This is a genomic window from Amycolatopsis sp. NBC_01286, from assembly GCF_035982555.1.
GTDB lineage: Bacteria > Actinomycetota > Actinomycetes > Mycobacteriales > Pseudonocardiaceae > Amycolatopsis.
In genome coordinates this window covers 6,737,444-6,760,546 of the sequence record NZ_CP108428.1, presented here as the reverse complement: position 1 = coordinate 6,760,546, position 23,103 = coordinate 6,737,444, and the positions used below count along the sequence as shown (strand labels likewise).

Here is a 23,103-nt window from a genome sequence, read left to right as displayed (position 1 = left end):
TGCCGAGGGCGTAGCGGAAGTCGTCCTCGACCGTTGAGCCCGCTCGCGCAAGACCGCGGTCATCAGCGGGAACGGGAAGCTCTCGTCCGCGATCGCCGCGGCTTCCTAGTCCGCCGCACCAGGTCTTCGGCCGCCGCGGCCCACTGCGGGAATTCGAACTCGAAGCCCGCGTCCAGCAGCCGGCCCGGCACCACCCGGCGGCTCTTCAAGAGCAGTTCCGTGTCGCTGCGCAGGACGAACGCGCCGATTTCGGCCATCCAGCGGGTGGCGGGCAGCCCGAACGGGACGCCCGCCGCCGCGCGCAGGGCACGCAGGAAGTCGCGGTACGGCAACGGTTCCGGCGCCGCGAGGTTGACCGGGCCGCTCAGGTCGTCCCGCGCGATCAGCAGGTCGATCGCGCGGAGCAGGTCGTCCTCGTGGATCCACGACAGGTACTGCGCGCCGCCCGCGACCGGGCCGCCCAGCCCCAGCCGGGTCAGGCGCAACAACGCTTCGAACGCGCCGCCGGGCTCCGGGCTCATCACCATCGACGTCCGGAGTGCGACCTTGCGGGTCCGCGGCGTCTCCGCCCGCTCCTGCTCCCGTTCCCACGCTCGGGCGATGTCGACGCTGTAGCCCCAGTAGGCGGGCGCGTCCGGCTCGGCGCCGCCGAGCACGCCGGTGGTTTCGTCGTTCGGCGCGTCGAAGCGGTGGGCGTAGATCGTCGCCGTGCTCATCTGCAGCCAGACCCGCGGCGGCGCCCCGGCGCGTTCGATCGCCCCGCCGACGACACGCGCCGAGTCGGTCCGGGACGTCATCATCTCCCGCAGGTTCGCCGCCGTGTAGCGGCAGTTCACCGACCGGCCGGCGAGGTTGACGACGATGTCGCTGCCGTCGATCTCTCCGGTCCAGGCGCCGGGGGTGCGCCCGTCCCACCACACGCTCCGCGTCCACGGCCCGGGCCCGCCGGCCCGGCTCAGCACCACGACCTCGTGCCCCCGCTCGGTCAGCGCCCGGCTCAGCACCCGGCCCAGATGGCCGGAGCCGCCGGGCAGCACCACCTTCATGACGTTTCCCCCTTCACGGTCGTCCCCCTGTGGCCGACCGTACCGGAAGAGTTGAACGCGTTCAAATATGGTCTTGAGCAGTGACGAGGTCGAGGAGCGTGCGCAGCGCCCGGCTCGGCGGCTTGGCGCTCGCGGAGACGAGGTTCAGCGGCCAGTCCAGGCCCGCGCCGGCCAGCGGCAGCGCGACGACGTCCACCTCGCCGGACTCGGGCACCTCCGGGATGACCGCGATCCCCAGGCCGGCCCGGACGTACCCGGGCACGGTCCGCAGGTCGGCGACCTCGACCGTGACGCGCCGGGGCGAGCCCAGCGCCTCGTAGGCGCGGTCGACGAGGACCCGGTTGCCGAAGCCGCGCGGCATGTCGACGAACGACTCCCGCGCGAGGCTTTCGAGCCGGATCTCCCGCTCGCGCGCCAGCGGGTGGCCGTGCGGCAGCAGCGCGACGAACGGCCGGGATTCGAGGGCCCGGACGTCCAGCCCGGGCAGGTCCACGCCGGGCAGCCCGACGAGCGCGGCGTCGAGCCGGCCCTGGCGGACGTCCTCGGCCAGGCCGGTCGACCCGGTGATCGACACCGTGACCTGGATGTCCACCAGCGGGTAGCGGCGGTGGAACGCGCCGAGCAGCGCGGGCAGGTCGACGCTCCCGATCGCCGTCAGCGTGCCGATCCGGAGGCTGCCGCGCAGGCCCGCCGACGCCTCCTGGACCGTCGCGCGGGCCCGCTCCACCGCTTCGATCGCGGCCTTCGCCTCGGGCAGGAACACGACGCCGGCCGCCGACAGCGCGACCTTGCGGGTGGACCGGTCGAACAGCCGGGCGCCGAGCTCGGTCTCCAGGGCCCGGACCGCGGCCGACACGGTGGACTGCACCGCGTACAGGCGCTGGGCGGCCCGGGTGAAGCTGAGCTCCTCGGCGACGGCGACGAAGTACTCCAGCTGACGCGTCTCCATACGAGCCAACTTATCGCTTGAAGCGATAACTGACAACACGACTCTTCGTTGGACTTGGTGAGTCAGCAGGGTCATGGTGGAAGGCGGAAGATCCGTAGACCAGGAGGTCAGCATGTCCGCCACCATCACCCCGGCCCGGCCCGCCGCGCGCCTGCGGGTGAGCCACGGCCTGGGGTTCCGCATCATCGCCGTCGCCTTCGCGACCGCGCTCGCGTTCTCGACCGTCCCGACCCCGCTGTACGCGCTCTACCAGCAGCGGGATGGCTTCCCCACGTTCGTCGTCACCGTCGTGTTCGCCGCCTACGCGGTCGGGGTGATGCTGAGCCTCTACCTGGCCGGGCACGTCAGCGACTGGCTGGGCCGCCGCCGCGTCATCCTCGCCGGGCTGCTGGCCGAGGCCATCGCCGCGGCCCTGTTCCTGCTCTGGCCGGACGTGCCGGGCCTGATCGTCGCCCGGCTGATCAGCGGCGCCGGGATCGGCGCGCTCACCGCGACCGCCACCGCGCACCTGTCCGAGCTGCGCGCCCAGGCGAACCCGGACGCCGACCCCGGCCGCTCCGGCCTGATCACGACCGTGGTCAACGCCGGCGGCCTCGCCATCGGCCCGCTCGTCGGCGGTTTCTTCGCCCGGTTCGCCGACCAGCCGCTGCGCACGCCGTTCACCGTCTTCCTGGTGGTGCTGCTCGTCGAGGCGCTCGCGGTGAGCCTGGTGCCGGAAACCGTGGAACGCCGGGAAGAGCGGCCCGCCTACCGGCCGCAACGGCTTTCTCTGCCGCCGGCCGCCCGGTCCGAGTTCACCGGCGCCGCGATCGGCGTGTTCGGCGCGTTCGCCATCAGCGGCCTGTTCATGGCGCTCGCCCCCGCGCTGCTGGCGCAGGAACTGCACCAGACGTCCCGGCTGCTCGCCGGGATCGCGCCCTTCGTGATGCTCGGCAGCGCCGCGCTCGTCCAGATCGTGTTCGCCCGCGCCGGCACGCGACCCCAGCTGCGGTCCGGGTACGTGCTGATGGGCACCGGCCTGGTGCTGCTGGCGGTGTCGGCGTTCACCGCGTCGCTCCCGCTGTTCTTCGTCGCGGCCGTGCTCGGCGGGTCCGGGTTCGGCCTGGGCTTCCGGGCGGGCGTCGGCACCGTCGCCGCGCTCGCCGACCCGCTCACCCGCGGCGAAGTCCTGGCCGCGCTGTTCCTCGCCGCCTACGCGGGCCTGGTCCTGCCGGTGCTGACGACCGGGCTGGCGATGCTCTGGCTGCCCGGCTCGGTCGTGCTGGCCGGGTTCGCGGTGCTGGAGCTGGGGTTGATCGGCTGGTCCGCGCGGCGCACGCTCGCCTGAGGCGGGCCTAGAGTCGGGGGACGCCAGCCGCGTCAGGAGCCGCCGATGACCACCCCGCCGATCGTCACGGGAGCCGACGGCTCGGCGGAGTCGCTCGACGCCGTCCGGTGGGCGGCGCGGGCGGCCCGGCTGCACGACCGGCCCTTGGAAATCCGGCACGCGCTCGACTTCCCGGCCCTGCTCGCCGGCGGCGAGGTGCCGCCGCCCGAGGAGATGCTGGACACGTTGCGCGCCCGCGGCCGCCGGGCCCTGCGGACCGCGCGGGAGCTCGCGGCCGCGCAGGGCGTGCCGGACGCGGTCACCCGGCTCGACCCCGACCGCGCCGCGCAGGCCCTGATCGAGGTGTCGTGGACCGCCGCGTTGCTGGTGGTCGGCGCGAACGGGCGCGGCCGGGGCGCCGGGCCGCTCGCCGGGTCGGTCGCCGCCGCGGTCGGCACCCACGGGCACTGCGACACGGTGGTGGTCCGCGGCGACCGCTGGGACGAGCCGGGCTCCGGCGGCCCGGTCGTCACCGGCATCGACGGCGGCGACGCCGGGACGGCCGTCCTCGCGACGGCGCTGGCCGAAGCCCGGGCCCGCCAGGTGCCGCTGGTGGTGCTGCACGCGTGGGCCGACGAGCCACCCGCGGAGCCGGCCCCCGAGGCCGTCGTCGAAGCGGGGCGCCGGTTGCTGGCGGAGCAGGTCCGGCCCGGCGACGTCGAGGACGTCCAGGTGGAGCGGGTGGTGGTCCCGGCGCACCCGCGGCGCGAGCTGGTCGAGCGCAGCGGGGCGGCCCAGCTGATCGTGCTGGGCGACCGCGGCCGCGGCGGCTTCCCGGGGCTGCTGCTGGGCTCGACGGCCCAGGCGCTGCTGCACCACGCGGGCTGCCCGGTCCGCGTGGTCCGCACGGCGCGACCGCCGGTCCGGCCGTAGCTTGGGCAGGTGATCGCTCCTCTCGCCGACCTGGCCGACGTCGTCCTCGACCGGACGGCGGCCGGCTACACCCGGTTCGGCTACCTGCTGCGCCGGCCGTACTGGCGGCCCGGCGACCCCGCACCCGGCGCGCTGCAGGGGAAAGTGGCCCTGGTGACCGGCGCGGGCTCCGGGCTGGGCCAGGCGTGCGCGACCGAGCTGGCGCGGCTCGGCGCGTCCGTGGTCATGCTCGTCCGCGACCTCGACCGCGGCGCGCCCGCACGCGACGACGTCCTCGCCCGGGTGCCCGGCGCCGACGTCCGGCTCGCGCACTGCGACCTGTCGAGCCTGGCCTCCGTCCGCGTCTGCGCCGCCGAACACCCGCGCGCCGACGTCCTGATCCACAACGCGGGCACGCTCCCGCGCGAGCGTTCGGAGACCGAAGACGGGCACGAGCTCACCCTCGCCACCCACGTCCTCGGCCCGCTGCTGCTCACCGAGCTGCTGCGGCCGGCGCTGCGAGAGGGCCGGGTGATCTTCATGTCGTCGGGCGGGATGTACACCCAGCCGCTCGCCGCGGACGACCCCGAGTACCGGACGGGCACCTACCGCGGCGCGGTCGCCTACGCCCGTACGAAACGGATGCAGGTCGAGCTGACGCCGGTGTTGGCGCGGCGCTGGGGCCTGGCCGTGCACAGCTGTCACCCGGGCTGGGCCGACACCCCCGGCCTGACCGGGTCGCTCCCGCTGTTCCGGCGCGTCACGCGGCCGTTCCTGCGCACGGCCGCGCAGGGCGCCGACACCGCCGTCTGGCTCGCCGCGACCGAGCCGGCCCCGGACGCGGGCCGCTTCTGGCACGACCGCCGCCCGCGTCCGGAGCACCTGTTCCCCCACACCCGCCCCGACGACGCACGAGTGCGGAAGCTGCTGGCCTACTGTCTCGAAGCCACCGGTCTCGAAGCCACCGGTCTCGAAGCCACCGGCCTCGACGGGTAGCCGCCGAAGCCGGTGGCCGCGCTCAGCAGCTCGAGTGCTGGATCGTCTTGAAGACGTCGACCGCGCTGAACAGCGCGGCGTCGTACTTGAAGTGCGCGGTCCAGTTGTAGCGCGGCGGCGGGTTGCCGTCGTTCATCCGCGGGCTGTCGAACGTGCCCGCGGAGAACAGCTTCGTCCCGGCCGTCGTCTTGAAGTCGAAGCTGGAGTGCCAGATGTCCCCGGAGTGGGTCTGGAACGTCAGCGTGGTCGCGCTCCAGTCGCCGGTGCCGTCCGAGCGCAGGACGATGGTGCCGTTGTCCTGCTCGCAGTCGCCCGCGTGCAGCTGGCCCCAGGTCGCGCTCTTCACGTCGAGCACGGCGGCGGTGCCCGCGGGCGCCGCCTGCGCCGCCGGCGCGGCGGCCAGCAGGGCCGCCCCCGCGGCGGCCGTCGCCAGAACCGTGCTCAGACCCCGGATCGTGTGCCTCATCGAATTCCCTCCTGTGTGGTGATTCCCGCTGTTCGGCGGGACGTGGCCGAGCTTCACAGCGGCCATCGACAATTCATCGACAATCCGCCGACAGCCCGTCGACCACGACCTGGCGCCTGCGACGTATCCCGCGCGCCGCGTCCTGCTCCTGTAGACCAAGCGCGGACGCGTCCGTGCTTGGAGGGGCGGGAATGAGCACGCGTGGGGTGGATCTCGGGGTCCTGGGGCCGTTCGAGGCCGGGATCGGCGGGGAACCGGTGGACGTGGGCGGGCCGCGGCTGCGCACGCTGCTGGCCGTGCTGGCCGCGGACGCCGGCCGGGTCGTCAGCGTCGGTGCGCTCGGGCGGGCGCTGTGGGGTGACCGGCCGCCCGACCAGGTCGACCGGACCGTGCGGACCTACCTTTCGCGGCTGCGCCGGACTTTCGCGCCACCGCTGCTCCTGACGAGGCCACCGGGGTACGTGCTGCACGTGGCCCCGCAGGCCATCGACGCGGTGCGCTTCGAGCAGCTCGCCGGGGAGGGCAGGCGGGCGCTCGCCGCGGGCGACCACGGCACCGCCCGCACGCAGCTGACCACCGCGCTCGACCTGTGGCGCGGAGCCGCGTACGGCGAGTTCGACGGCGTCGAGGTGCTGGCCGCCGAAGGGGTGCGGCTGGAGCGGGTGCGGCACAACACCGTGCAGGACCGGATCGACGCCGACCTGGCCGCGGGCGAGGACACCGGGCTGATCGGCGAGCTCGAGGTGCTGACCGCCGCGTTCCCCGGCCACGAACGGCTGTGGGGGCAGCTGATGACCGCCCTCTACCGGGCCGGGCGCCAGGGCGACGCCCTGGAGGTCTTCCGCCGCGCCCGCCACGACCTCGTCAGCGCGTCCGGCCTGGAGCCGTCACCCGTCCTCACCGAGGTGCACCGGCGCGTCCTCGCCCACGACCCGGGCCTGCTCGCGGCGCGGCCGCGGGAGGTCATCACCGTCCCGGACGCCGGCTCGCTCGGCGCCGGGGAGCACGCGCTGCTCGAAGAGGGCGACCTGCGGACGAGCCGGACGCACTTCGAGGACGCCTACCGCCGGGCCGAGCTCGACGGCGACGTCGACGCGCTCGGGCGGGCCGTGCTCGGGCTGGGCGGGGTGTGGGTGCACGAGCACCGGACGTCGGCCGCGTCGACGACACTGCTGACCCGGCTGCGGCAGGTGCTGGACCGCGTCGACCCGGCGTCGCGGCTGGGCCTGCGGCTGCGGATCCGGCTGGCCGGCGAACAGGACTACGAGGACGGCGCGCACGAGCGGATCCTCGCCCTCGCCGCGGAAACCCGGGCGGGCGGCGATCCCGTCGCGCACGCCGAGGCGCTGAGCCTGGCCCACCACTGCCTGCTCGGCCCGGACCACGTCGCGCTGCGCCAGACGCTCGCCACCGAGCTGATCGGCGTCAGCGGGCCGTCCGGGCGGCGCACCGACCTGGTCATGGGCGTGGTGTGGGACACCGTCGACCGGTTCCTGGCCGCGGACCCGCACGCCGAACGGCGCCTCGGCGAGCTCGAGGACGTCCTGGCCGCGCGGAAGCACCTGGCGGCCGGGTTCGTGGCCGCGTCGCTGAAGGTCATGCTGGCGATCCGGGCCGGCCGGTTCGCCGAGGCCGAAGCCGGCGCGCAGGCCTGCGCCGAGCTCGGGCAGGTGGCCGGCGACCCCGACGCGCTCGGCTGGTACGGCGCGCAGCTGGTGGCGATCCGCTGGTTCCAGGGCCGGCTGGCGGAGCTGGTGCCGGTGCTGGACCGGCTGATGCACTCCCCCACCCTCAGCCCGATCGACAACTCCTACTACGCGGCGCTGGCCGTGGCCGCCGCGTACGCGGGCGACCGCCGGACGGCGGTGGGCGCACTGGCCCGCCTGTCCGGCGACGACCTGGGCGCGCTGCCCCGCTCCAGCACCTGGCTGCTTTCCCTGTGCGGCGTGGCGGAAACGGCGTACCTGGTGGACGACGCCGAGACGGCGGCGCGGGTCTACGACCTGCTCCGCCCGTTCGGGCACCTGCCGGTGATGGCGAGCCTCGCGGTCGCCTGCTTCGGCTCGGCCCACTCCCCGCTGGGCACCGCGGCACTGGCCATGGGGGACGCCGACCTGGCCGTGACGCACCTGCGGGCCGCGGTCCGCCACAACCTCGCCCTGGCCCACTGGCCCGCGGTGGTCTTCTCCCGCCGCCGGCACGCGGAAGCTTTGACCCGCCGCGGCCGCCCGGGCGACGCGGCGGCGGCCGACCGCGAGCTGGCCGCGGCCGAGGAGGAGGCCCGGGCGCTCGATGAGCAGCTCACGTCGCCATGCCGGTGACCAGCGACGCGACCGCCAGCGCCAGGTAAGCGCCCGGCGCGCCGAGGGTACTCAAGGCGTGGGCCCGCACATGCGCCCCGATCGCGACGACGAAGACCGCCGGGGCAACGCGGCGGCCGCCAGCTGGCCGCGGCCGACGAGGAGGCCCGCGCCCTCGATGAGCAGCTCACGTCGCCATGCCGGTAACCAGCGACGCGACCGCCAACGCCAGGTAAGCGCCCGGCGCGCCGAGGGTGCTCAAGGCGTGGGCCCGCACGTGCGCCCCGATCGCGCCGACGAAGAACAGCACCAAGCCGATCGCCGCGGCCGTGCCCACTGCCGGGAACCCGGCCAGGCCCGCGGCGAGCCCGGCCGCGCCGGCGAGCTTCAGGATCCCCAGTGCCGGTACCCAGCCGGCCGGGACGTCGACCGCGGCGGAGCTGGCCAGCACGAAACGGGCGCGGAGCACGTCGGCGACGCCCATTCCGGCGTTCGCCGCGATGGTCGCGAGGGTGATGACGAGGTGAACGGTGGTCATCGGCGGAGTCCTTGCCTGGGAAGCGGTTACGCCTCCACGACGGCCGGGCCGCGCCGAAGGTGACTCAGCGCTCGGCGGCCTGTGCGATCTCCCGGTCGCCGTTCGCCCAGGGCCCCTCCAGCCGGAACAGCGAACTCAGCGCCGCGAGATCGAGCGCGCGGCGCACCACGCTCGAGGGCCGGACCACCAGTTCGATCCCGGCGTCGGCGCACCGGGTCCGCAGCCGGGAGAACGTCGCCATCCCCGTCACCCCGCAGAACCCGACGCCGGTCAGGTCGGCGACCAGCCGGTACGGCCCCTCGGCCACGGCCCGCTCCAGCTCGGCTTCGAGCATCGGCCGGGTGGACATGTCGACCTCACCCGTCACGGTGACGCGCAGGGCCCCGGGCGCGCGCCCGGACCTCGCCACGGTCAGCATCAGGCCCGTCGGGTCTGGGGCGGGCGTCTCGGTCAAGGTGGGGCTCCCTCCGGCTGCGGATGATCACCGCCTACCCGGTCGCCGGGGGTCCGAACCCTCGAACCGGGCCGGCACACCCGGCCAGGTCACCAGGTCCGAGCCGGTGACGATGTCGGGCAGGCCGTCGTGGACCTCGTACTCGCGCCCGGAGTACTCGACGGATCCGGTGGTGCCGCCGTGACGATCAGTCCGAAAAGGACTTCCCAATGGGGATTGTCAAGTCACGCTGCCGCCGGGATCGGCGGTGAAGCGTGGTAGTCAGTGTCGTCGCGGAGCATGGCCCACAGGACGTTGAGGCGGCGGCGAGCGAGGCAGAGCAGGGCCTGCTCGTGTCGTTTGCCTTCGGCGCGTTTGCGCCGGTAATAGGCCTTGGAGACGGGGCAGCCGGGCAGGCTGGCCGAGGCCGCGAGGTAGCAGGCCCGCAGCAGACCGCGGTGGTAGCGGCGAGGTCGTCGCAGGTTGCCGCGGATGCGGCCGGAATCTCGGGGGACGGGGGCGAGGCCGGCGTAGCCGGCGAGCCTGTCGACCGAGCCGAACGCGGTCATCTCGCCGCCGGTGGCAGCGAGAAACTCCGCAGCGAGGGTCGGGCCGAAGCCGGGCAGGGTGAGGATCACCTCGGCGTGGCGGTGACGACGAAATCGTTCCTCGATCATCGCGTCGATCTCGGCTATTTCGGTGTTGAGGGCGATCACTCCCGCAGCCAGCCGTTCGACCATCGCGGCGGCGAGTTGCTGGCCGGGCAGCGTGGTGTGCTGCGCGGCGGCGGCCTCGAGCGCTGCGTGTGCGACCTCGTCAGCTTTGCGGACCTTGCGGTGCCGCAGCCAGTGGGTCAGGCGTTGTTCGCCCAGCCGCCGGATTCCGTCCGGGGTTTGATAGCCGGTCAGCAGCACCAAGTGTCCTTTGCGGGACAGGTCGAGGCTGCGTTCCAGTGCGGGGAAGTACTCGAGCAGCTGGTGGCGGATCCGGTTGATCGCCCGGGTTCGGTCGCAGACCAGGTCGGTGCGTCGGTTGGTCAGGGTGCGCAGGTCCACCGCGATCTCGTCCCCGGCCCGCAGCGGGCCGAGGTCACGGCGGACCCGGGCCTGGTCGGCGATAACGAACGCGTCTTTCTCGTCGGTTTTCCCTTCTCCGCGGTAGGTTCCGGCCGCGCGGTGAACCTTCAAGCCGGTGATGTAAACCAGGGCCTGATCGTGGTTGACGAGAAGCCCGATCAGCAGTGCGGCGCCACCGGTGTTCAGGTCGATCGCCCACAGCGCATCCGTGTCGATGGCCGCGACATCGGCGATCAGGGCCAGCAGTTCGGTTTCGTCGTTCTGGACCCGCCGCGACAGCAGCCGATCGCCGTTGTCGTTGATCACCACGCAGTGGTGGTGTTCCTTGCCGATGTCCACGCCGGCCCAGATCTGGGGCACGACCACCTCCGTCACTCACAAGAACAGTTTCCACCCACAGACGACCACGCCGACGGTGTCCTACACAGCGATCCACGCGTATCCCAATTAGCGGTCGAGTCGTCGCGGGGGCCCGGGCGGCCAAGTCCTTTCAGCCTTGCCAACGGCGACGCCATGAGAGCCATACCCGGAGCCCCAGGGCCCACCGATCCTACGAATGACCAGTTCAGACCCAACAAAGAAGGTAGGACAAGGCCGTGAGCCACATCATCGCTCCCTGGGTCGCTCGCCGATTTCGTCCAGCAGGCCGCGGATCCCGACGGACTCGCCGGTGATCAGCGACCGGTTCGCGGCCAGCCCGGTGAGCAGCGCGCGCAGGCCGTCGTCGTGGTCGGCCGCGCAGCCGAGCGGGTCCGGGTCGGCGTCGCCGAGCAGCTCGGCGAGCATCCGCTCGTCGCCGCCGCCGTGGCCCTCCCCCAGCCGGACGTCGAGCACGACCTCGGGTGCCGCCCAGTGCCGTTGCACGGTCAGCCGCGCCCGGGCGGGGCGGTCCGGCGCGCCCGCGTGGACGTTTTCCCGGACGTCGAGTTCGAGGCGGCCCTCGCTGCCGGCGAACGCGACGCGGTAGCCCTCGCGCGGCGAATAGGCGTGCAGGTGGTAGTTCAGCACCACGCCGTTGCGGTGGCGGACGAGCACCGAGAGGTCGTCCTCGATCGTGACGCCCGGGGAGAACACGTTGCGGTCGCGCAGATAGCCGTCTTCGGCCTCGGCGTCCCGGTACAGCGCGCGCAGCCGGGGCGAGCGCTCGAGGTCGAGGGCGAAGGGGTCGTCGCGCGCCGCCGGCTCGCCGGTCCCGCGGGTGTACCCGGTGGCGTGGCCGTGCCGGCGGCCGTTCTCCTCGCCGTAGAAGACGAGCCCGCCGAGCGCGAACACCGTCTCCGGGCCGCTGCCGAGCCACCAGTTGACGAGGTCGAAGTGGTGCCCGGACTTGTGCACGAGCAGGCCGCCGGAGCGGTCCTTGTCGCGGTGCCAGCGGCGGAAGTAGTCGGCGCCGTGCGCGGTGTCGAGCAGCCAGCTGAACTCGACCGAGCCCACCTCGCCGATCGCACCTCCCGCGAGCAGTTCGCGCACCCGGCGGTGCACCGGGTTGTAGCGGTAGTTGAAGGCGACGCGCACCGACCGCCCGGTCACCCGCCGCGCCGCCAGGATCAGCCGGGCGCCGTCGACGTCGGTCGTCATGGGCTTCTCGGTGACGACGTCGCAGCCCCCGCCGAGCGCGCCCGCGACGTAGTGGGCGTGCGTGTGGTCCGGCGTGCACACCACGACGACGTCCACCCGCTCCTTGACGAGCATGACGGCGAAGTCGTCCGGCCGGTAGCACGGCACGGACGTGCCGAGCCAGCCGTTGTGGACGCGCATCCGCGTCTCGTTGCGGTCGCAGAACGCGACCAGCTCCGCTCGGGGCGACTTCGCCAGGGCCCGCGCGAACAGCTCGGCGCGCGAGCCGAGTCCGACGATCGCGTACCGCGTCATGCCGGGCACCCCCAGGGCAGGTCGAGTTCCGAGAACAGGGCGAGCCGGCCGGCCGCGTCGTCGACGGCGGCGTCGACACCCGGTACGACCACTCGGTCCCCGTCCCGCGCGGCGGACAGCGGACGCGGTTCCGGGGCGCCGCGCACGGCTTCGACGAACGCGGTGAAGGCGCGGGTCTCCGACAGCGGCGCGAGCAGCGGGACCCGGTCGCGGACGTGCCGGACGAGGTTGGCGAGCAGGTCCTCCGGCGGCGCCACCTCGATCGGCCGGTCGCCGAGGAGGACGCGATCGGTCTTGTAGTGCCAGCGGATCCGGCCCGTGGTCCCGTGGACGAGCACGTACGGATCGTGGTCGGCCTCGGCGGCGAGCGTGGCCGCGACGACGACGTCCGGCGCGTTCGCGAAGGTGAGCCGGGCGCAGGCCGTGTCGTCGCACTCGATGTCGCGCGCCCGGTACAGCTCGACGGTGATGCCGGCCGGGTCGGCGTCGGCGGTGCCGTTGAGCAGCAGCGCGGAGGCGACGGCGTGGGCGAACGGGTTGGTCAGGGACCCGTCGCCGAGGTCGCGGCGGCCGGCCCACGCGGCACGCCGGTAGTACTCGTCCCGCCGGATCCACGCCCCGGCCGCGCTGACGCCGGTGACCGCGCCGATCTCGCCGCGGGCGATCGCCGCGCGGATCACCGGGATCGCGGCGGACCCGAAGCTCTGGAACCCGGTCTGGACGGCCCGGTCCCGCCGCGCGAGTTCGTCGAAGGCGGCCAGGTCGAGCACCGGCGGTTTCTCGACGAGCACGTCGCAGCCGGCGTCGAGGGCGAGGCGCGCGAGCAGCAGGTGCGTGCGGGGCGGGGTGGCCACCACCGCGATCCCGGCGCCGGTGCGGGAGAGCAGCTCGGCGGGGTCGTAGGTGACGAGCGCGTCGTCCGGCAGCAGGTCGAGGGCTTCCGCCGGCGGGTCCCGGACGTCGCAGGCGCCGGCGAGCACGATCTCGCCGCGGTCGTGCAGCTCCCGGGCCCGGCGCAGGTGGGTGAGGGCGTACCCGGCGGTGCCGAAGACGACCACGCTGGGCGGCTGGTTCATCGACGCGCGCCGGTCGCGACCGCGGCCAGGCCCAGCGGGCCCGCCACCACGAGGGCCAGCACCGGCAGCATCCACACCAGCACCGCCGACAGCGCCACGGCCACCGCGACGAGCAGCGCCTTCCCCGGCGCCCCCACGGTCTCACGAGCGGCCGCCACGACCGCCCGGCGCCACGGTGCGTCACCGCCAGCGATCACCTCGCACGTCCGCACCGCGACCACCACCCCCACCGCGGCGAGGACGAACAACGCCGGCCGGAGCACACCGGCGCCCGGCATCGACGCCGCCACTTCGAGGTCGACCGCGGCCAGCACGACGGCGGCACCACACGCCACCGCGAACGCCACCCCACCACGAGCGGTGCGGCGGAAGTCCGCCCAGAACGTCGTCCACAGTGGACGGCCGATCCCGTGCCGGGCGCGGTCCAGGGCCCGGCACCCCGCGGCGAACGCGGGCGGCGCGGTCACGACCGGCATCGAAGCCAACGCGACCAGCAACCCCACCAGCAGGCAGTCGGCGAAGTCGCCCAACCCGGTGCGCCAGTCCACCCGCCGCACGGCCGCTTTCGACACGAGGTCATCCCTTCAAACCGCTGGTGCTGACGCCTTCGACCAGCAGCCGCTGGAAGGCGAGGAAGAACAGCACGATCGGGACCAGGGCGAGCGCGGACATCGCGAACATGGCGCCGAAGTCGGACTGGCTGCTGGTGTCCACGAACAGCCGCAGGCCGAGCGGCACGGTGAACTTCTCCGTGTCGTTCAGGTACACCATCTGCGTGAAGAAGTCGTTCCACGTCCAGATGAACGTGAAGATCGACGTCGTGACCAGCGCCGGTTTCGACAGCGGCAGCACGACGTGCCAGAACGTCCGGTAGACGCTGCAGCCGTCGATCGTCGCGGCCTCGTCGAGCTCACGCGGGATCCCGCGCATGAACTGGACGATGAGGAACACGAAGAACGCCTCGGTGGCCAGCAGTTTCGGCAGGATCAGCGGGACGAACGTGTTGACCAGCCCGGCCTGCTGGAAGATCACGTACTGCGGGATCAGGGTGACGTGGTAGGGCAGCATCAACGTCGTGATCATGAACGCGAACAGCGCGCCGCGGAAGCGGAACCGCAGCCGGGCGAAGGCGAACGCGGCCAGTGAGCACGAGACGACGTTGGCCACCACGGAAAGCCCGGCGACGAGGAACGAGTTGAGGAAGAACCGGCCGAAGCCGACGCCCGCCGCGCCCTCCCAGCCCTTCGAGTAGCCGTCGAAGACGAACCGGGTCGGCAGCAGCGCGAGCCGCGAGAGGATCTCGTCCGGCGGCTTGACCGACGCGAACGCCAGCCACGCCAGCGGGTACAGCACCACGGCCACCCCGCACAGGCACAGCACGTGCCAGCCGATCGACCGCGCGGTGCGGGGCACCCGGAGCGCGGTCACGGGCGGTCCTCGTAGAACACCCAGAGCTTAGCGGTGCGGAACACGATCGCCGTCACGATCGCGATCACCACCAGCAGCACCCACGCCATCGCGGACGCGTACCCCATGCGGAAGTCCTGGAAGCCGACCTCGAACAGGTAGAGCGTGTAGAACAGGTCCGCGTCGGCGGGCCCGCCGCGGCCGCCGCCGATGACGAACGCCGGGGTGAACGCCTGGAACGCGTGGATGGCCTCCATCACGAGGTTGAAGAAGATCACCGGGGACAGCATCGGCAGCGTGATGTGGCGGAACCGGCGCAACGCGCCCGCGCCGTCGATCGCCGCCGCTTCGTGCAGCTCGGCCGGCACCTGTTTGAGGCCGGCCAGGAAGATCACCATCGGCGCGCCGAACTGCCACACCCCGAGCAGCACGATCGAGGCGAGGCTGAAGTTCGGGTCGTCGACCCAGCTCGGCGTGTGCCAGCCGAACCGGGCGAGGACGTCGTTCACCGGGCCGCCGCCGGTGAACAGCGCCCGCCAGACGAGCGCGGCCGCGACGCTCGCGCCGAGCAGCGACGGCGCGTAGAACGCGGCGCGGTAGAAGCCACCTCCGCCGCGGCGGGTGTTGAGCAGCAACGCCACCCCCAGCGAGACGGCGAGCTTGACCGGCACCGACACGAGGACGTAGATCAGCGTGACCTCGACCGAGCGCAGGTAGCGGTCGTCGTCGGTGAACATGTGCGTGAAGTTGCCGAAGCCCACCCAGTGCGGCGTGGTGAACAGGTCGTAGTCGGTGAAGGACAGGTAGAGCGAGACGACCATCGGGCCGACGGTCAGCGCCACCGCCCCGAGCAGCCACGGCGTGAGGAACGCGAACGCCTCCGGCTGGTTCTCACGGCGGTACCCGGCGCGCTGCCCCGGCGCCACCGGCCGGGGCAGCGCCGGGGTGCGCAGCGACGTCATCGGCTACGCCAGGGTCTTGTCGGCTTCGGACATGAACCGGGTGACGGCGTCGTCGACGCCCAGCCGTCCGAACGCGATCTCCTCGTAGGTGCGCTGGAGGAGCTTCTGGATCGCGCCGGCGCCCTTCGGCGGGACCGGCGGCGCGGCCCCGAGCTTCGGTTCGAGCGCGGCTTCGTAGGCGTAGAGCGTCTTGTCGTCGCCGGTCGCGCCGGCCGCGAGCTGCGCGCGGATCTTCAGGTTGGGCGCGAGACCGCGGTCCGTGCCGAGGATCTTGGCCGCGTCGGCGTCGTTGACGAAGAAGTCGACGAGCTTCGCGGCGGCCTCCTGCTGCTGGCTGCGCGCCGAGACGGACAGGAACATCGACGGCCGCCGGTACTGCCCGAGGTCGCCGTTCGCGCCGGTCGGGTACGGCGCCACGTTGAGGTTCTTGCCGTTCGCCTTGCGGTAGGCGGGCAGCAGGTTGTCGTAGGCGAACTCGGAGCTGGTCAGCTTCTTGCCGAGCGGCGACTGCTCGGGCGAGGTGTTGTAGGACGCCGTGACGTCGGCGGGCGACGCGGCCTTGGTGTCGCGGAAGCGGCTCGCGAGCTGCCAGTAGCCGCGGAGGTCGCCGGCGGTGAAGCCGAGCTTGCCGTCGGGGGTGTAGAACTGCTTGCCCTGCTGGCGCAGCCAGATCTCCAGCGGCGTGTCCAGGATGCCGAAGTCGGTCACGCCGCGCGCGGCGAACCCGCTGGCGGCGCCGACCTTCGCGGTCGCTTCGGCGTACTGGTCCCAGGTCAGGCCCTTCGCCGGGTCCGCGCCGGCCGTGGTGAAGGCGGCGGGGTCGTATAGCATCGCCGGGGTGTTCTGCGCCCACGGCACGGCGTACCGCTTGCCCTGGTAGACGCCGGTGGCGGCCAGCTCCGGGTTGACGTCGGCCAGCGAGACCGCCTTGCCCGCGCCCTGGTTCAGGTCGGCCAGCACGCTGCGCCCGCCGTACTCGGCGAGGTAGCGGGTGTCGACGTTGAGCACGTCCGGCGGCTTGCCCCCGGCCGTCTGCGTCGCGAGTTTCTCCCAGTAGGCCGCGTACGCCGCGAACGACGTCTGCACCTTGATCGTGGGGTTCTTCTTCTGGAACAGCTCGACGGCCTGTTTGGTCAGGTTCGCCCGGCCGTCGCTGCCCCACCAGGCGAAGGTGATGCTGACGTCACCGCCGCCGCCCGAGTCCGACCCGCACGCGGCCGTTCCGGACAGCAGCAGGGCGATCGCGGCGACCGCCCCGAACCCGCGCACACGCGTCCGACGCATCGACATCTCCGTCCGGTCGGAATGATCTGTGAGCGCTCCCACGACCCAGCGAGAAAGCGCTTACAGGAACTCGGCGGTCCACCGTAGGACGTGCGCGACAAAGGTGTCAATACGCGGATCGTGCCTTCGAAATCATCGAAGAATGGTTACTCCGAAAGCATTCACACGCCGGTTTCGCCGAAGACGTTCCGCCGGATGAACGGCGTCCGGAACACGCCGCCGGGATCGAGAGTTCCCGCCAGGGAACGGAAATCGCCCAGCCGCGGGTACACGGTGTCCAGCTCGCCGCCGCAGAAGAGCTTGCCCCAGTGCGGCCGGGCGCCGAACGGGGCGAGGCGTTCCTCGATCAACGGCAGCAGCGTTTCGACCTCGGGCTGACGCGGCTGCCACGTGAAGTGCAGTGCGACGCGGTCGCCGCCGTACGCCGGGCTCAGCCACAGGTCGTCGCCCGCGACCGTGCGGATCTCGGACACCAGCAGCACCGGCGCCAGCCGGTCGCCGATCCCGCGCACGGCCTCCATCGCGGCCGCCGCGTCCCGGTAGGGCACGAAGTACTCGGTCTGCAGCTCGTCCCCGACGCTCGGGGTGAACTCGAGGGCGAAGTGCGGGAGCCGCTGGTGCCACGGCCCGGGCACGCCCAGCTGCGGGGTGACGTTGCCGGCCGGGACGCCCGCCGCGTGCGCCGGGTGCCGCGGGGCGCCGGCCGGGAGGGCGCCGAACAGGCCGGCTCGCTCGGTGAAGGCGCCCACCCGGCTCTTGACCCAGGCCAGGTCGACGACGTCGTTGACCCAGTTCGTGAACAGGCTGACGCTGTACCCGGCGTCCTCGATCTCGTCGAGGTGCTCGTAGGCGGCCGCCCACGGCAGGCCTTCGAAGACGTCTTGCCGGACGTCGAAGGCGGGCACGACGTCGAGGGTGAGCCGGGTGACGACGCCGAGTGCGCCGAGGCTCACGACGAGCCCGGGGAACACGTCCGGGTCGGCGGCCCGCGAGAAGGTGCGGACCTCGCCGCCCGCGGTGACCAGCTCCAGCGCCGAGACGGCCGCGGCGAGCCCTTGGCGGCGCCGGCCGGAGCCGTGGGTGCCGGTCGCGACGCTGCCGGCGACCGTGATGTGCGGCAGCGAGGCGAGGTTGGCCAGCGCGAACCCGGCGTCGTGCAGCTGCTGGGCGAAGTCGCCGTACCGGGCCGAGCCACCGACGGTCACCGTGGCGGCGTCGGCGTCGATCTCCACCGGGCTCTCGAGCTCGCTCAGGTCGAGGAGCACCCCGCCGGGCGCGTCGGCGATGTCGTTGAAGCAGTGCCGGCTGCCGAGCGCCTTGACGCTCGACGCGGCCGCGACCGCCGCACGCACTTCGTCGCGCGTGTGCGGCGTCACCACGGTTTCGGCGGCGTACTGATGGTTGCCGGCCCAGTTCGACTCGCCCATGCGTCCGACCCTACTCAAGCCCTGCTCACCCGGCCGACGCGTACCGCCAGAAGTCCCGCATCCACCGCGGCGGGACCGGGTTGTCCTCGCCGACCTGGGTGAGCAGCACGCTGACCGTGCCGGTGGCCGGGACGACGTAGGCGGTGGTGCCGGTGCCGCCGACCCAGCCGTAGCGGCCCGGGACGTTCCACGGGTCGAGGACGGCGACGTCGACCGCGCCGCCCATCCCCCAGCCCTGGCCCTCGAGGAAGAGCGCGCCGATCTCGCGGTGCGCCGCGGTGGTGTGGTCGGTGGTCATCAGCCGGACCGACTCGGGGCTCAGGACCTGCTTGCCGTCCGCCGCGGCGCCTTCGGCCAGCAGCATCCGGCCGAACGCCAGCCAGTCCTCCGCCGTCCCGGCCAGGCCGCCGGAGCCGAGCGGCAGCGCGGGCATCGTGCTCCACTGGCCGTCCGGCGCGTCGGCGAGCGCCAGGCCCTCCGGACCGGCCTTGTAGAAGCTGGTGAACCGGTCGCGGCGGTCCGCGCCGACGACGAACCCGGTGTCGGCCATGCCCAGCGGGCCGAGGATCCGCTCGTCGAGGAACCAGGGCAGCGACGAGCCGGCCACGCGGGCGACGAGCACGCCCTGGATGGCCGAGCACGTGTCGTAGAGCCAGGACTCGCCGGGCTGGTACAGCAGCGGGACGTCGGCCAGCCGCGCGAGCCAGACGTCGGCCTCGGGGAAGTGCTGGACCTCGCGGCCGTCGAGCTGGACGGGGAACAGCGCCTGCATCGCCGGCAGCGAGAAGTCGGACGCGAACCCCCAGCCGGCCTGGCTGGTGAGCACGTCGAAGACGGTGATCGGCCGGTTCGCCGGCACGAGGTCGTCGACGGGACCCGCCGGGGTGCGCACGACCTTCGGGTCGGCCAGCTCGGGCAGCCACCGGCCGATCGGGTCGTCGAGGGCGAGCCGGCCGTCGTCGACCAGGGCCAGGACGGCGGCGGCGGCGACGGGCTTGGTGAGCGAGGCGAACCGGAACAGGCTGTCCTCGGCCATCGGCGTGCTGCCCTCGACGTCGACCGAGCCGACGGCCGCGACCTCGACGTGGCCGGGCCGGGCCACGACGCCGACCGCACCGGGCAGCGCGCCGGCGTCGACGTGCCGCTGCAGGATCTCGCGCAGGCTCATGGTGCTCCCCGGGTCGGCGGTCGCCCGAGGCTAGCCCAGCGAGCCGGGGAGCCCACCCGAGCGCCGTCGCGGGTCGTGAGTGGCAATGAGGGTTCTAACCCGCATTGCCACTCACGACCGGGGCCGGGCTGCGCCGGTGCCGGGCCTGGTCCAGCAGGGCCAGGCCCGTCGTCTCGCCCTGGCGGTTGCCGGACTCGCGGAAGACGCGCAGCGCGCGGTCGCACACCCCGCGTGCCTGGACCGGCTCGCCCACCGCGAGGAGCGTCTGGGCGATGCCGAGGAGCGCGTACGCGACGCAGCGTTCGTCGTCGAGGTCCTCGAAGATGCCCAGCGCGAGCCGCAGGCAGGCCAGCGACTCCGGCAGCCGCCCGGTGTCGCGGTGCAGGGTGCCGAACTCGGTGAGGACCCTGGCTTCGCGGTGCGCGTCGCCCATCTCGCGGGCCAGGTCGCGGGCGCGGCCCAGCCAGTCGGCCGCTTCGGTGAACTCGGCCAGCCGCACGTGGGCCGCGCCGATGGAGTTGCGCATCTGGGCCACGCCGCTGCGGTCGCCCGCCCGCTCCAGGCCGGCCAAGGCCCGGCCGTAGCAGTCCAGCGCATCCCGCGGCCGGTCACGGATGCGGGCCACGGTGCCGAGCCCGGCCACCGCCAGGGCCTCGCCGCGGACGTCGCCGAGCTCGGCGAACAGGGCCGCGGACCGCTCCAGGTCCATGACGGCGGCGGGGTATTCGTCGTTGTAGACGCCGATCTGGCCGAGCCCGCGGGCCAGCACCGCCTCGCCCGCCCGGTTGCCGGCGGCCCGCGCCGCGGCTTGGGCGGTCAGGTGGCTGCGCCGCCAGTCGTCGTAGGCGCCGCGCAGGTCGTAGAACGGGACAGCGGTCGCGGTCAGCTGCCACGCGAGCTCGTCCAGCCCGGCGTCGGCGGCGAGCTGGACCGCGGCGGCCAGCAGCTTGCGTTCGGCGGTGAACCAGGCCAGCGGATCGGCCACCAGCCGGGCCGCGTCCGGGGGCAGCGGGCCGAGCGAGGGCCCGGTCATCGCGCCGAACGCGGGTGGCAGCGCCGCCGCCGCGGCCTTCGCCAGCGCCAGCAGTCCGCACAGGACGCGGGCGAGCGCGTCCCGGCGCACCGCGGCGGGCTCGGCGTCCAGCAGTTCCGCCGCGTAGCAGCGAAGCAGGTCGTGCAGCCGGTAGCGCGGCTGCCCGCTCGCGTCCAGCCCGACCAGCGAGACGAGGTTGGCGTCGACGAGCACGTCGAGCACGTCGTGCGTGCCGCGGCGGTCCAGGAGCGCGTCGAACACCCAGCTCGAAAAGTCCTGCGCGCCCAGCACGGCCGTGCGGCAGAACGCCGTCCGCGCGGCCGGGTCGAGCTGGCGCAGGCTCAGCTCGAAGCTGGACCGGACGCCGAGGTCGCCGACGCGCAGCTCGCTGAGCCGGCCCGCTTCGCCGGCCAGCCGGTCGTGCAGCGTCCGCAGGCTCCACGCCTGCCGCCCGGCCAGCCGCGCGCCGGCGATCCGGATGGCCAGCGGCAGGTAGCCGCAGCAGGCCACGATCGCTGCGGCTTCGGCCGGTTCGCCGTCGATCCGGTCGACGCCGGCGACCCCGGCCAGCAGCCGCTGCGCCTCCCGCTCGCCGAACACGCTCAGCTCGACGTGCTTCGCGCCGGCCAGCTCCGGCAGCCGGCCGCGGGTCGTGACGAGCACGGCGCAGCCGGCGTCGCCGGGCAGCAGCGGGCGGACCTGGGCGGCGGTGGCGGTGTCGTCGAGCACGAGCAGCACCCGGCGTCCGGCCAGCCGGGAGCGGAACAACGCGGCCCGCTGGCCGAGCCCGGCCGGGACGGCGGTGCCGGTGACGCCCAGTGCGTGCAGGAAGTCGGCGAGCACCTCGGCCGGGTCGCGCGGCGCGCCGGTGCCGGCGAGGTCGATGTAGAGCTGGCCGTCGGGGAACCGGTCCGCGAGGCGGTGGGCGACGTGCATGGCCAGCGCCGTCTTGCCGGTGCCGGGCGCGCCGGTCAGCACCACCGGCGCCGGCCCCGCGCCCAGCGCGGCTTCCAGGTCGCGGACGTAGTCGTCGCGGCCGGTGAAGTCGGGCAGGTCCGCCGGGAGCTGGCGCAAGGGGGCCGAACCGTCGGCGCCGGCCGCCACCACGGGTCGCCCGGCCAGGATCGCGGCCTGCAGGGCCCGCAGTTCCGGCCCCGGTTCGACACCGAGCTCGGTGACCAGCCGCTCCCGCGCCGTCGTGTACGCCCGCAGGGCGTCGGCGCGGCGGCCCACGCCCGTCAGCGCGAGCAGGTACTGCTGCCACAGGCGTTCCCGGTACGGGTGCTCGGCGAGCAGGACGGTCAGCTCGGCGATCGCCGGGTCGTAGCGGCCCAGCAGCACCTGCAGCGAAAGCCGTTCCTCGACGGCGGCGAAGCGGTTCTCGGTGAGCCGGCCGAGCTCGGCGTCCCAGGCGGGCGCCGTCGGCAGGTCGGACAGCGGATCGCCCCGCCACAGCGCTTCCGCCTCGGCCAGCAGCGTCAGCGCGGTCTCGGGGGCGCCGTCCTTGGCCGCGCGGGCGGCGTCGGCGACGAGCCGGGCGAAGTCGTGCGCGTCGACGTCGCCGGGCTCGACGGCCAGCGAGTAGCCCGGGCCGTGGGTGCGCAGGGTGGTCTCCGGCAGCAGCCGGCGCAGCCGCCACACGTAGGTCTGCAGGTTGGCCGTGGCCGACGTCGGCGGGTCGCTCGGCCAGATCGTGTCGATGAGCTGACCGGGCGGGACCAGCCGGTTCGCGTTGAGCAGCAGGTGGGCCAGCAGGGCCCGTTGCTTCGCGCCGCCGAGCGGCAGCGCGCGGCCGCCGACCGTCACGGTGAGCGGCCCGAGCAGGTGGAACCGCACTTCAGCGCCCATGTCGTACCCCATCACGACGACCGCCCCCACGACGGCGGACTTTAGCCAGGCGATGCGGGGCCGGTGGGCGAATCGCCGACATCGCGGGCACGTCGCGCGGATGTCACTCGATTGCCGATCCCAGGCTGCGCCGTCCGGCCCACGACGAAAGTCGCGTATTTCCCTTACCGACCATCGTCGGGTTCCGAGATTCACTCACAGCGGTGACGGTGGGTGGGTCCTTGACCGCCCGTCACCGCGAGGCCCCGCCCGCGGATGGAGGTTGATCCTAAAGTGCGTATTGCGCGAACCGGCGTGCTCGTCTCCGGCATCCTGCTGTCGGCCCTGGCGACCGCCGCCCCGTCCCTGGCCGCCCAGCCGGCCATCATCGACGGCGGCAACGCCGACTCGCTCCACGCGGCGGCCCGGATGTTCGCGGGTGGCCAGGAGATCTGCTCCGCGACGATCATCGCGCCGGACTGGATCCTGACCGCGCGCCACTGCACCCAGGGCGCGGACGGCCAGCAGATCAGCTTCCACGTCGGGGACCTGGACCAGACGAAGGGCACCACCGTCAACGCGACGTCGGTGCACGAGGCGCCGGACTCCGACATCGCGCTGGTGCAGATCGACCAGCAGGTGCAGACGGACTACGCGCCGCTCGGCTCCGAAGGCGACGTCAACGTCGGCGACCAGGCCGAGGTCTACGGCTGGGGCGCGACCTGCACCGACAAGCCCGAGATCGAGTGCCAGTCGCAGCTGCTGAAGGTGGCCAAGGTCAGCGTCACCTCGATCGACTGCCCGGACGGCGCGGCCGGCGTCTCGGTCTGCGCGAACCGCGGTGACGGCATCACCGCGGGCGGCGACTCGGGCGGCCCGATGTACGCCGGCGGCAAGCAGGTCGGCGTCGCCTCCACGAGTGACCGCCAGTCGTACACCGCGTACATCAACATCACGAAGTACCGCGACTGGATCTCCGCGACCGCGGGCGTCTGAGGCACCACAAAAAGCGGCACCTCCCCGGG

The 23,103-nt window shown here is 73.6% G+C and carries 20 protein-coding genes; 5 read left to right on the top strand and 15 right to left on the bottom strand.

Annotated features, from left to right (window positions below):
• Positions 1–62: 62 nt before the first annotated feature.
• Complete coding sequence (locus tag OG570_RS31890) at positions 63–1,046, bottom strand: TIGR01777 family oxidoreductase (protein ID WP_326952769.1); 984 nt, start codon at positions 1,044–1,046, stop codon at positions 63–65.
• Between the two features lie 61 nt (positions 1,047–1,107).
• Positions 1,108–1,995 (bottom strand): LysR family transcriptional regulator, encoded by an 888-nt coding sequence (locus OG570_RS31885; RefSeq protein WP_326952768.1) that lies wholly within the window; start codon positions 1,993–1,995, stop codon positions 1,108–1,110.
• Positions 1,996–2,107: 112 nt separating this feature from the next.
• On the opposite strand from OG570_RS31885, the gene OG570_RS31880 reads away from it, so the two are divergent.
• The 3 genes from OG570_RS31880 to OG570_RS31870 are packed head-to-tail and all read left to right on the top strand — an operon-like array spanning position 2,108 to position 5,209.
• Positions 2,108–3,322, top strand: coding sequence for an MFS transporter (locus tag OG570_RS31880; protein ID WP_326950309.1), 1,215 nt, complete (start codon positions 2,108–2,110; stop codon positions 3,320–3,322).
• A gap of 45 nt (positions 3,323–3,367) precedes the next feature.
• Positions 3,368–4,234, top strand: a complete 867-nt coding sequence (locus OG570_RS31875) for a universal stress protein (RefSeq protein ID WP_326952767.1) — start codon at positions 3,368–3,370, stop codon at positions 4,232–4,234.
• A gap of 9 nt (positions 4,235–4,243) precedes the next feature.
• Positions 4,244–5,209 carry an SDR family NAD(P)-dependent oxidoreductase gene (locus OG570_RS31870; RefSeq protein ID WP_326952766.1) on the top strand — a complete coding sequence of 322 codons (966 nt, stop codon included), beginning with the start codon at positions 4,244–4,246 and terminating at the stop codon, positions 5,207–5,209.
• A gap of 22 nt (positions 5,210–5,231) precedes the next feature.
• Here OG570_RS31870 and OG570_RS31865 read toward each other — a convergent pair whose 3' ends face one another.
• The gene (locus OG570_RS31865) at positions 5,232–5,675 is read right to left on the bottom strand and encodes a DUF6294 family protein (RefSeq protein ID WP_326950312.1); all 444 of its coding nucleotides are present in this window, start codon (positions 5,673–5,675) and stop codon (positions 5,232–5,234) included.
• Positions 5,676–5,866: 191 nt separating this feature from the next.
• Between OG570_RS31865 and OG570_RS31860 the strand changes: the two genes are divergently transcribed.
• Positions 5,867–7,996, top strand: a complete 2,130-nt coding sequence (locus OG570_RS31860) for an AfsR/SARP family transcriptional regulator (RefSeq protein WP_326952765.1) — start codon at positions 5,867–5,869, stop codon at positions 7,994–7,996.
• 166 nt (positions 7,997–8,162) lie between these two features.
• On the opposite strand, the gene OG570_RS31855 is transcribed toward OG570_RS31860, so the two are convergent.
• From OG570_RS31855 to OG570_RS31800, 12 genes are all read right to left on the bottom strand, one after another.
• Positions 8,163–8,513 carry a DoxX family protein gene (locus OG570_RS31855; protein WP_326952764.1) on the bottom strand — a complete coding sequence of 117 codons (351 nt, stop codon included), beginning with the start codon at positions 8,511–8,513 and terminating at the stop codon, positions 8,163–8,165.
• Between the two features lie 64 nt (positions 8,514–8,577).
• A complete protein-coding gene (locus OG570_RS31850; protein WP_326952763.1) occupies positions 8,578–8,967 on the bottom strand; it encodes an STAS domain-containing protein in 390 nt (129 codons plus the stop codon).
• Between the two features lie 224 nt (positions 8,968–9,191).
• Positions 9,192–10,388 (bottom strand): IS110 family transposase, encoded by a 1,197-nt coding sequence (locus tag OG570_RS31845; protein WP_326960222.1) that lies wholly within the window; start codon positions 10,386–10,388, stop codon positions 9,192–9,194.
• A gap of 240 nt (positions 10,389–10,628) precedes the next feature.
• Positions 10,629–11,894, bottom strand: a complete 1,266-nt coding sequence (locus OG570_RS31840; protein ID WP_326952762.1) for a Gfo/Idh/MocA family protein — start codon at positions 11,892–11,894, stop codon at positions 10,629–10,631.
• The gene (locus OG570_RS31835; RefSeq protein ID WP_326952761.1) at positions 11,891–12,970 is read right to left on the bottom strand and encodes a Gfo/Idh/MocA family protein; all 1,080 of its coding nucleotides are present in this window, start codon (positions 12,968–12,970) and stop codon (positions 11,891–11,893) included. The genes OG570_RS31840 and OG570_RS31835 overlap by 4 nt, the downstream gene beginning before the upstream one ends.
• The gene (locus OG570_RS31830) at positions 12,967–13,542 is read right to left on the bottom strand and encodes a hypothetical protein (RefSeq protein WP_326952760.1); all 576 of its coding nucleotides are present in this window, start codon (positions 13,540–13,542) and stop codon (positions 12,967–12,969) included. Before OG570_RS31830 ends, OG570_RS31835 begins: the two co-directional genes overlap by 4 nt.
• Positions 13,543–13,546: 4 nt before the next feature.
• Complete coding sequence (locus OG570_RS31825) at positions 13,547–14,398, bottom strand: carbohydrate ABC transporter permease (protein ID WP_326950319.1); 852 nt, start codon at positions 14,396–14,398, stop codon at positions 13,547–13,549.
• Complete coding sequence (locus OG570_RS31820; protein WP_326952759.1) at positions 14,395–15,339, bottom strand: carbohydrate ABC transporter permease; 945 nt, start codon at positions 15,337–15,339, stop codon at positions 14,395–14,397. Before OG570_RS31820 ends, OG570_RS31825 begins: the two co-directional genes overlap by 4 nt.
• Before the next feature lie 3 nt (positions 15,340–15,342).
• On the bottom strand, positions 15,343–16,623 hold the full coding sequence (locus tag OG570_RS31815) for an ABC transporter substrate-binding protein (RefSeq protein ID WP_326952758.1): 1,281 nt from the start codon (positions 16,621–16,623) through the stop codon (positions 15,343–15,345).
• Between the two features lie 161 nt (positions 16,624–16,784).
• A complete protein-coding gene (locus OG570_RS31810) occupies positions 16,785–18,050 on the bottom strand; it encodes an FAD-binding protein (RefSeq protein ID WP_326952757.1) in 1,266 nt (421 codons plus the stop codon).
• A 25-nt stretch (positions 18,051–18,075) separates the two neighbouring features.
• The gene (locus OG570_RS31805; protein ID WP_326952756.1) at positions 18,076–19,218 is read right to left on the bottom strand and encodes a serine hydrolase domain-containing protein; all 1,143 of its coding nucleotides are present in this window, start codon (positions 19,216–19,218) and stop codon (positions 18,076–18,078) included.
• A 94-nt stretch (positions 19,219–19,312) separates the two neighbouring features.
• Complete coding sequence (locus OG570_RS31800) at positions 19,313–22,129, bottom strand: AfsR/SARP family transcriptional regulator (RefSeq protein WP_326952755.1); 2,817 nt, start codon at positions 22,127–22,129, stop codon at positions 19,313–19,315.
• 243 nt (positions 22,130–22,372) lie between these two features.
• Between OG570_RS31800 and OG570_RS31795 the strand changes: the two genes are divergently transcribed.
• Positions 22,373–23,074: a S1 family peptidase gene (locus tag OG570_RS31795; RefSeq protein ID WP_326952754.1), complete on the top strand. Its 702-nt coding sequence runs from the start codon at positions 22,373–22,375 to the stop codon at positions 23,072–23,074.
• The last annotated feature ends 29 nt before the right edge of the window (positions 23,075–23,103 follow it).